Below are 8,846 nucleotides of genomic sequence, written 5' to 3' on the forward strand. Positions count from 1 at the left end.
AATAAATGTATTTATCTTTATAAAAACTGTCAACCTAATTAAGGACGAGTCAATCTCTAAACACTTGGCGTGAACACTTAGCACCCTTTGCGGTTAATCTATAAACCATGACACAATAAAAAAGCCCTCTCAGAAATCTCTGAAAGGGCTTTTGGAGTAGTTTCTACTGCGATTACCTAGGTGCTACCGGGGGCGGCGGCGGAGCAACCGAACCTCCAGTTGCAGGAATAATGTTGATCATCTCAAGTTCAAAAACAAGTGGGGTAAATGGCGGAATACCCTGGTTTCCTTGTTCTCCATAAGCTAAGTTTGAAGGTAAAACCACAGTTGCTTTTGCACCTTTTGGAAGAAGGAATAAAGCTTCTTCGAAGCCAGGGATAGAACCTTGCATGCCAACTGGCATTTTAAGCGGCTCATACTTGCGGCCAGGATTAAATGTACCGCTCTTTTTAGCAACGTCCGGAAGACTACTGTCAAATACTTTTCCGCTCAGGAATGAGCCCGTGTAATGCACCATTACAGTATCGCCCGGGTTTGCTTTAGGCCCGCTTCCTTCTTTGGAGATCACGTAGTTCAAACCAGATGCTGTAACGGTTGGCTTTAAGCTTTTCGAAGCAACATATCCTTTGATTTTGGCAGTCTCGCCAGATTTAGCGAGATCCATTTCTGCTTTCAGAAATTCATCAATTTTTCCACGGAACAAGCTGTCGGTCAACTTTCCTTTAGGGATAACTTTATCAATCTTGATGGTGTAGATCAGGTATTTTGCTGTAGAGTCAGCCGGCTTTGGACGACCCATTTTCATCACCATAGAATCAATATTAATCTTGAATGTTGCGCTGTCGCCTTCGCTGAGAAGCCCTAGTGCCGCAAAAAGGTCCCCTTTAAAAACTGATTTTTCTTTTACAAGCAAAGAAGGACGGTCATAGTCATAAGAGCTGTACAACACAGAATCACCTTCAGTTTTTTCAATAGCTTTGAATGCCACGAAGTCGCCTTCTTTGATCATCTCACCATCCTTATCGGTGTGGATCTTGTACATCATATCCCCTTCACCTTTTTCAAACTTGTTACAACCGGTAAATGCTGTTACCGCAATACCTAATACGATTACTAATTTTTTCATTGTCTTTTTATTCGTTATTTATTATTTCTGTTTTTAAATGCTGCAATACAGCGGATATATTATTGTATTAATAATGCTTTATACTCGGGTAATATAGCGTTAAATTTCTCTCTTACAACATCTACAGGATCATCAGAAGCTCCACCGGCTGCATTTCTATGTCCTCCACCATTAAAATATTTTTTACAGATCTCGTTTGCTGGAAAATCGCCGGTAGAACGCAATGATAATTTAACCTTATCAGCTCGTTCTATAATCAGCGCTGCCAGCCGTATGCCGTTTATTGAAAGTGCGTAGTTAACAATTCCCTCCGTATCGCCGGTTGTGATCTCAAATTTTTCAAGTTCTTCTTTATGAATAACTATTATGGCAGAGTTGTATTCCGGAAATACTTCCAGCTTATTCAGCAGGCAATGTCCTAAAAAACGCAGCCTGTTCTCCCCAAAGTTATCATAAACCAGCTGGTGGATCTTTGAATTCTCGGCCCCATGTTGGATCAGATCTGCAATGATATGATGAACTTCAGCAGTAGTGGTTGGAAAACGGAAGGAACCCGAATCCGTCATGATGCCCGTGTAAAGGCAGGTTGCCACGTCCTTGTTAATGAGATGATTTTCACCCATAACAGTGGTGATAAAATCATAGATCAACTGGGCCGTTGCACACGCATTTATACTCCAGTGGCGAAAATCATCAAAACCCTCGGGATCAAGATGATGATCAATCATCACTTTTTTGCCTTTAGCTTCACGTACCAGTTCACCAAGTTCATTGATCCGCGAAAGCGCGTTAAAGTCCAGGCAGAAGATAATGTCAGCTTTAGCAACTAATTCCGTTGACTCTTCTGGTTTTTCAGTGAAAATGATAACCTCCGGATTATTTGGGAGCCACTGTAAAAAAAATGGATAATCGGTAGGAGTGATAACATGTACATGATGCCCCTTTTGGCTCAGGTAATTAAATAATCCGAGAGATGAGCCCATAGCATCGCCGTCAGGCTTGTGATGTGTTGTTATCACAATGTGCTTTGGTTCAACTAATAAGTCTTTAAGAGGGGCTAAATCTGACATGTAAATAAAAAGAAATGCAAAGCTATCAAAATTACTGATTCCGTGGAGGTCATTTTTTGAAAATCCTTTAGCCTTTGATTTATTAGGCGTACTTTTGCACCAAATTCCAAAATACCCAACATGGCAACGAACAGAACTTTTACGATGATTAAGCCCGATGCTGTAGCCAATGGCCACACCGGAGCTGTTTTAGACGATATGATTAAAGGCGGATTTAAGGTTGTAGCTTTAAAGTACACCCGCTTAAGCGAAGAAATTGCTGGTCAATTTTATGGCATCCACAGGGAGCGTCCGTTCTTTAAGGACCTGGTTAGCTTTATGTCTTCAGGACCTATAATAGCAGCTATTCTTGAAAAGGATAACGCTGTAGAGCATTTCCGCAAGCTAATTGGCGCTACCGACCCATCAAAGGCAGAGCCGGGAACAATCCGTAACAAATATGCAAAGTCAATTGACGCAAACGCAGTTCACGGATCTGATTCTGACGAGAACGCAGAACTGGAAGGAAGTTTCTTCTTTACTGCATTCGAGCGCTTCTAAACTGTAAAGGCAAATCGCCCTGGGTAAGTTTAACTATTTCCAGGGCGATTTGTATTTTAGGACCTTATGAAGATTTATCAAGCCCGATTCCTGATCTTTTTCATTGTTATGCTTATTGTACCAGGAGCGATATCTTACTTTGGAAGGTGGGATACCAGGCTGGATGGCTTTTTCGTTTTGAAAGCTTTCTCTATAGCCTGTTTTATGACCGTGCTGTATTATTTATTGTTGAAGAATGGGTTAGGAAAGAGGGGTTAAAGAAAAACGATCTCATCTATTACATTACTACCCGCCATCTCATTCATTTTTTCAATAATATTTGAGCGCATCATCATCAGATCGTTCTTTATCACCGCTGACTCTAGTCGGATAAACAGCTTTCTGTCGCGGATAAAAATATCTTTCGTGCGGTTTGCGACTGCGCTGCCCATCATCTCAGGCCAGGCTACGATCAAGCCGGTTTCATCGAACTTTCGCCTTAGCTTATACACGTGAAGCATTTGTTCTATTGCTTCTTTAAGAGGTTTGTCGTTTGTGCGGCCCACTGCAATTGAGTTGAGAGTTGAAAGTTGAGAGTTGACAGTGGCAGGACGGATAGCCGACGCTTTCATACCAACTACTAAAACCACCGGGTAGAAAGTCTTGATTCCTGGCTCTTGGTTCCTGGCTCTAAATTAACAATTTACACGATAACACAGCCCTTTTCCACTTCAAATATAGTTATCGGTACATTTAATTCATCGAATATGCTTTCAACCCGTTCACGGCTGGTATCTGTAAGGAATATCTGTCCGAAATCTTTATCTGAAACCATTTTCATTAGTTTGGTGGTTCGTTTGTTATCAAGTTTATCGAAGATATCGTCGAGAAGCAGCAGGGGCTCGAAACCTTTTTGCTGATGCAGGAATGAGTATTGAGCTAATTTAAGGGCAATTAAAAATGACTTCTGCTGGCCTTGCGAACCAAATTTCTTCATGGGCATCCCATGAATGGTAAAATTAAGCTCATCTTTATGGATACCTGTTGTAGTTCGCTCAAGGACGCGATCGCGTTCAAGGTTTCTTTTTAGCAATGTTGCAAAGTCGTTTTGCAAAAGCGGAGAATCATACACAAGCTCAACCTCCTCCGCTTCTTCGCTCAGATAGCGATAGTGTCTATTGAAGATCTCCCGAAATTCAAGCATGAAAACTTTCCGCTTTTCAAAGAGGTTGGTTCCGGAAAGGATCAGTTGCTGGTCATAGATATCCATTAAGGTCGGATCATATCTTCCCGAAACAGCTATCTGCCTTAACAGTGCATTCCTGTTCAGCAGGTTCTTGTTGTAAATGATCAGCTCATCCAGGTAAGAGCTGTCAGTTTGAGATATCACATTGTCGATAAACTTTCTTCTTTCCTCGCTGCCCTCGATGATCAGGCTGATGTCATTGGGAGAGATCATTACCAGAGGAAATGATCCAATATGGTCGGCAAGCCGCTGATATTCTCTTTTATTTCGTTTAAATACCTTTTTCTGTGCTTTTTTTAGCCCGCAATAGATAGTCTCATCCTTCTTCTCCTTTTTAAACGTTCCCTGGATCATAAAAAGATCTTCCCCCTGCTTGATCTGCTGGCTATCTATCGGATTGAAATAGCTTTTGCAGAGGGATAGGTAGTGAATAGCATCTAAAAGGTTGGTTTTTCCGGCGCCATTATTCCCTGTAAACGCGTTTACTGTTTGGGAAAAGCCTAATTCAGCTTCAGAATAATTCTTGAAATTTATTACAGATAATTTTTGGAGCCACATACATTAGCAAGCTGAAGGCGATTCAGCAAATTTACTCTTTTCGGTGTCTTTTAGTCCGGCGAGCAAAAAAAATAGAATCTCACTGATTAAAAGTTGATACTTACTGCGAAAAATGTATTTTTGCGGATAATTCGTTTCGATGGAACGGATTTTTATTTTTAAAGGCAAATGTTAAAAACTCAAAAAGAAGACTTACCAGAAGCAGAAAACCCGCTGGGGAATACCGGAAAGTTTGTTCAGGAAAATTCAAAAAGCTTAGCTGTTATCGGAATAGCCATAGTTGCCCTGATACTATTGTATGTGGGATACCAGAATTTTTACCTTAAACCGAGAGCTGAAAAAGCTGCGAATGAAATGTTTAAAGCTGAAGAATATGCAGCTGTCGATTCCTTGAACGATAGGGCTATTTCAGGCGACGGATCTTATCCTGGCTTCGAAAAAATAGCTGACGAGTATTCAAATACCAAATCAGCGAATATTGCTAACGCCTACCTGGGAGGTTTATACCTTAAAAAGGGTGAATTTCAAAAAGCAGTTGAAGCACTTGGAAAATACAGCAGCACCGGAAGCCCGGTAGTTGATCCGCTTGTGTTAGGGATGCTTGGAGATGCTTATAGCGAACTTAAAGATTACGATAAAGCAGTGACTTATTACAAAAAAGCTGCTGATAAAAGCAAAAATGCATTTACAAGCCCGTTGTTTCTTAAAAAATTAGGTCTCGTTTACGAAGAACAAAAGGAATTCAGCTCTGCGGCTGATGTTTATAATAAGATTAAAACTGATTTCCCGGAGAGCTTTGAGGCGTCTGCAATTGAAACGTATATAGCACGCGCTGAGGCACAGGTTAAGTAATTTATATTAATTATATAAATGGTTGTCTGCACTGCTGATAACCATTTTTCTTTTCAGGCTAATGGCAACACATTTAAAAGGGCTTTCAGATTTTTCTCATATCGAGATACCGTCAGCAAAAGCTTTCAGGTTTGGTATAGTTGTATCTCAATGGAATGCTGAGGTAACCGGAGCATTATATAATGGCGCTTATACTGCCCTGATTAAACATGGCGCTTTGCCTGAGAATATCATTGAAGTTCAGGTACCGGGAAGCTTTGAGCTTACATCCGGAGCTGACCTTCTGCTGGCTGCAAAAAAACTGGATGCGGTGATCTGTTTAGGATGTGTTATTCAGGGAGAAACACGGCATTTTGATTTTATCTGTAATGCTGTTGCTAATGGAGTCACGAATGTATCTGTGAAGCACAATAAGCCCGTTATATTCGGCGTTCTTACCACCAATAATCTGCAGCAGGCAAAAGACAGAGCCGGCGGCAAGCATGGGAATAAAGGTGAAGAGGCTGCGGTTACTGCAATTATGATGGCTCAAATTAAATCATCGCTTGATTAATTACATTTAATTATAACTTATTTTACTGAATTTCGTATATTCATAAAACTGTACGCAGTAAACAAGCTCATGCAAGCCCTGCCTACCGGCAGCCAGGTTCATTGCCGCTAGAAACAAATAATATACAAATGAAACCATTATGAGCATGCCTCTCACAAACAGAAATGAATATGCTCATAATAGCTTCATCGCCGTTAAAAAACAAACAATAAACTGATGAAAAAATTAATCGTTGGCGTTCTCGCTTTATTTTTAGCTACCACACTATTGCAGGCATGTTCCTCTAAATTATGCCCGGCTTACGGATCTTATCCAAAGTCAAGGCGTTAAAATAAAACCCTCCTTTCTTTCTTTTATTTGACATCCGCATTATATCATTTCAATATGTGGTCGGTAAATTTGTATCCTCAATTTAACACTTTGTTAAGGATAAAAATGTTTGTATAATAATGAATTGGATTCAATTAACCACACTTGATCAATTGCAGGAAATTAAGGCCGCAACAGGTTATTCAGCAATTTTTAAACACAGTACCCGCTGCTCAATCAGCATGATGGCCCGAAAAAGATTTGAAATAGACTGGTCGGCTATCACTGCAGGTACACCACTCTATTTTCTGGATCTCATTGCGTATCGCGAGGTTTCTAACACGATAGCAGAAATATTCCATGTGCATCACGAATCCCCCCAGCTGCTGTTGATCAAAGACGGAGAATGCATTTACGAAACATCTCACGGAGAGATTTCGGCGGAGGATATGGCGGACCAGATTGCTCCGTAATAGGACTTACGAAGTTTAATATCCGCAATGCCCGATAACTTCGTCAGTCTTATTAATTTTTGAGACTGACGAAGTCAACGTTCCGCTCGGTCAAAGACTTCGCAAGTCAGTAGTTAAAACTCACATTTTGAACCAGATCCGGGTGCAGACTTTTAGCAACCGGGCATGTTATGGCTGATCTTTCCAGAATTGCTTTTTCTTTATCTGAGTAATTTCCTTTCGGGAAGTTTAGTACAACCTGGATCTCGCCAACCCGACGCGGATCAGATGCCATCACCTTTGTCAGTGAACAGGTTGTTCCGTCGATGTTGAAACCATGCTCCCTTGCTGCAATACCCATTATCGTGATCATACAACTTCCCAGGGAGGCTGTTAGCAGATCTGTTGGAGAAAAGGATTCAGCCTTTCCTTTGTTGTCTAATGGTGCATCGGTTATTGTTTTGGTTCCTGAATAAACATGTGTTGCTTCGGTTCTGAGTTCACCGACGTAAGTGGTTTCTATGGTTGCCATTGGGGATCGTTTTATATGAAATCAAATTTATGAAAAAAGGAGTTATAGGAGTCATAAGTTGTAGGTTTTAAGTTGTAAGTCTGGAAGGAGAGAAGTCATAAGTAGTAGGTTATAAGTTGGACTTCGCAGAGTCTAGTACTTACAACTTACAACTCATCTACAGCGTCTAGAAACCTGCCTGCCGGCAGGCAGGCTTATAACCTATAACTTACTACTTACTACTTATAACCTATAACTTACTACTTACAACTTATAAGGCGTTTAGAAAACGTACTACGTATTACGTAAAACGTACAACTTTCCATACCTTTGCATCATGATCGATCTGCCGGTTATTCCAGCCAATCAAATGCAGCGCAAGCCAAACTGGCTGCGTGTGAAGCTTCCTGTTGGGAAGGAGTATGCGCACGTACGAAGCCTTGTTGACACCCACAAACTGCATACGATCTGCGAAAGCGGAAACTGTCCGAATATGGGAGAATGCTGGGGGGCAGGTACAGCTACTTTTATGATCCTGGGTAATATCTGTACCCGCTCATGTTCATTTTGTGCTGTGGCCACCGGCAGGCCTCTTGCTGTGGATATGGGAGAACCAGAGCGCGTAGCAAATTCGGTAAAGCTTATGCAGGTTAAACACTGTGTGATCACTTCCGTTGACCGTGATGACCTCAAAGACGGAGGATCGACAATCTGGTCTGAAACAATTAATGCCATCCGCCGTGAAAGTCCTGATACTACATTAGAAACCCTGCTTCCTGATTTCAGGGGAATCTGGGATAATCTGGACCGTGTACTTGCCGTACGCCCTGAGGTTGTTTCGCATAATCTTGAAACAGTACGACGCCTTACCAAAGAAGTACGCATCCAGGCTAAATATGATCGCAGCCTTGAATGCCTTCGCAGAATAAACCAAACAGGTTTAAGGACCAAATCGGGAATTATGCTGGGCCTTGGAGAAACAGAAGAGGACGTATTGCAAGCTATGGCTGATCTGCTGGACGCCGGCGTCCATATTTTAACGTTAGGCCAGTATCTTCAACCTACAAGAAACCATCATCCAGTGATCGACTGGATCACACCAGAGCAATTCGATAAATACAAAGCTGTTGGATTAGAAATGGGGTTCAGGTACGTAGAAAGCGGCCCGCTTGTTCGCTCTTCATATCATGCCGAAAAGCATTTATTTGATTTTTAACACTTAAATTCTCATAACAATTTTGATTGCGAATGTGAGCAACTGCTAGTTGGTTTCCACCGTTATTACCTGTGCCGCAATAGATACTAATCGGTATGTTCTTCTCAGGAAACTCTTTTTCAAACACATTAACAAACGTAACGGTTGCTTCTTCAATCAGCTCTAGGGAACTCATCGATCTCGCTGCGATGGTGTAGGCATCCGCGTCTCTAATCTGTTGAGAAGTAACGAGGTTTATCATAACGTTTATCTTACATGACTTGCCTTCGGCAAGGGCTTTTAACGCGAACAAATTTATGCTAATATGGGAAGGTTCCCGCTTTCGCGGGAATGACAACTCATTCGGGGCTAGGAGTAAGGGGAAGATTCCGGCCCGAAGGCCGGAATCTTCCCCGTACTCCCTTTAAAAAAACATTGTCATTCCCGCGCAGGCC

The 8,846-nt window shown here is 41.6% G+C and carries 11 protein-coding genes; 6 read left to right on the forward strand and 5 right to left on the reverse strand.

What is annotated here, in order from left to right:
• Positions 1-172: 172 nt before the first annotated feature.
• Positions 173-1,126, reverse strand: coding sequence for an FKBP-type peptidyl-prolyl cis-trans isomerase (locus WKF69_RS16905; RefSeq protein ID WP_340383403.1), 954 nt, complete (start codon positions 1,124-1,126; stop codon positions 173-175).
• Positions 1,127-1,185: 59 nt separating this feature from the next.
• Positions 1,186-2,196, reverse strand: a complete 1,011-nt coding sequence (locus WKF69_RS16910) for a DHH family phosphoesterase (protein ID WP_340383404.1) — start codon at positions 2,194-2,196, stop codon at positions 1,186-1,188.
• Positions 2,197-2,316: 120 nt separating this feature from the next.
• On the opposite strand from WKF69_RS16910, the gene WKF69_RS16915 reads away from it, so the two are divergent.
• A complete protein-coding gene (locus WKF69_RS16915) occupies positions 2,317-2,736 on the forward strand; it encodes a nucleoside-diphosphate kinase (protein WP_340383405.1) in 420 nt (139 codons plus the stop codon).
• A 66-nt stretch (positions 2,737-2,802) separates the two neighbouring features.
• Positions 2,803-2,994, forward strand: a complete 192-nt coding sequence (locus WKF69_RS16920; RefSeq protein WP_340383406.1) for a hypothetical protein — start codon at positions 2,803-2,805, stop codon at positions 2,992-2,994.
• Here the strand turns inward: WKF69_RS16920 and WKF69_RS16925 are convergent.
• Both WKF69_RS16925 and recF read right to left on the reverse strand, forming a co-directional pair.
• A complete protein-coding gene (locus WKF69_RS16925) occupies positions 2,991-3,347 on the reverse strand; it encodes a DUF721 domain-containing protein (RefSeq protein ID WP_340383407.1) in 357 nt (118 codons plus the stop codon). The two genes, WKF69_RS16920 and WKF69_RS16925, sit on opposite strands and share 4 nt — an antisense overlap.
• A gap of 71 nt (positions 3,348-3,418) precedes the next feature.
• Positions 3,419-4,519, reverse strand: a complete 1,101-nt coding sequence (gene recF / locus WKF69_RS16930; protein WP_340383408.1) for a DNA replication and repair protein RecF — start codon at positions 4,517-4,519, stop codon at positions 3,419-3,421.
• Between the two features lie 168 nt (positions 4,520-4,687).
• Between recF and WKF69_RS16935 the strand changes: the two genes are divergently transcribed.
• The 3 genes from WKF69_RS16935 (at position 4,688) to ytxJ (ending at position 6,706) form a co-directional block, all read left to right on the forward strand.
• Positions 4,688-5,371 (forward strand): tetratricopeptide repeat protein, encoded by a 684-nt coding sequence (locus WKF69_RS16935; RefSeq protein WP_340383409.1) that lies wholly within the window; start codon positions 4,688-4,690, stop codon positions 5,369-5,371.
• 61 nt (positions 5,372-5,432) lie between these two features.
• Positions 5,433-5,924 (forward strand): 6,7-dimethyl-8-ribityllumazine synthase, encoded by a 492-nt coding sequence (ribH, locus tag WKF69_RS16940; RefSeq protein WP_340383410.1) that lies wholly within the window; start codon positions 5,433-5,435, stop codon positions 5,922-5,924.
• A 449-nt stretch (positions 5,925-6,373) separates the two neighbouring features.
• Positions 6,374-6,706, forward strand: coding sequence for a bacillithiol system redox-active protein YtxJ (gene ytxJ / locus WKF69_RS16945; RefSeq protein WP_340383411.1), 333 nt, complete (start codon positions 6,374-6,376; stop codon positions 6,704-6,706).
• Positions 6,707-6,812: 106 nt separating this feature from the next.
• Here the strand turns inward: ytxJ and WKF69_RS16950 are convergent, their stop codons facing one another.
• Complete coding sequence (locus WKF69_RS16950; protein WP_340383412.1) at positions 6,813-7,217, reverse strand: OsmC family protein; 405 nt, start codon at positions 7,215-7,217, stop codon at positions 6,813-6,815.
• A gap of 316 nt (positions 7,218-7,533) precedes the next feature.
• On the opposite strand from WKF69_RS16950, the gene lipA reads away from it, so the two are divergent.
• A complete protein-coding gene (gene lipA / locus WKF69_RS16955; protein WP_340383413.1) occupies positions 7,534-8,412 on the forward strand; it encodes a lipoyl synthase in 879 nt (292 codons plus the stop codon).
• Positions 8,413-8,846 lie beyond the last annotated feature (434 nt).

Origin of the sequence: Daejeonella sp. (assembly GCF_037719425.1) — a bacterium.
Classification (GTDB): Bacteria; Bacteroidota; Bacteroidia; order Sphingobacteriales; family Sphingobacteriaceae; genus Daejeonella.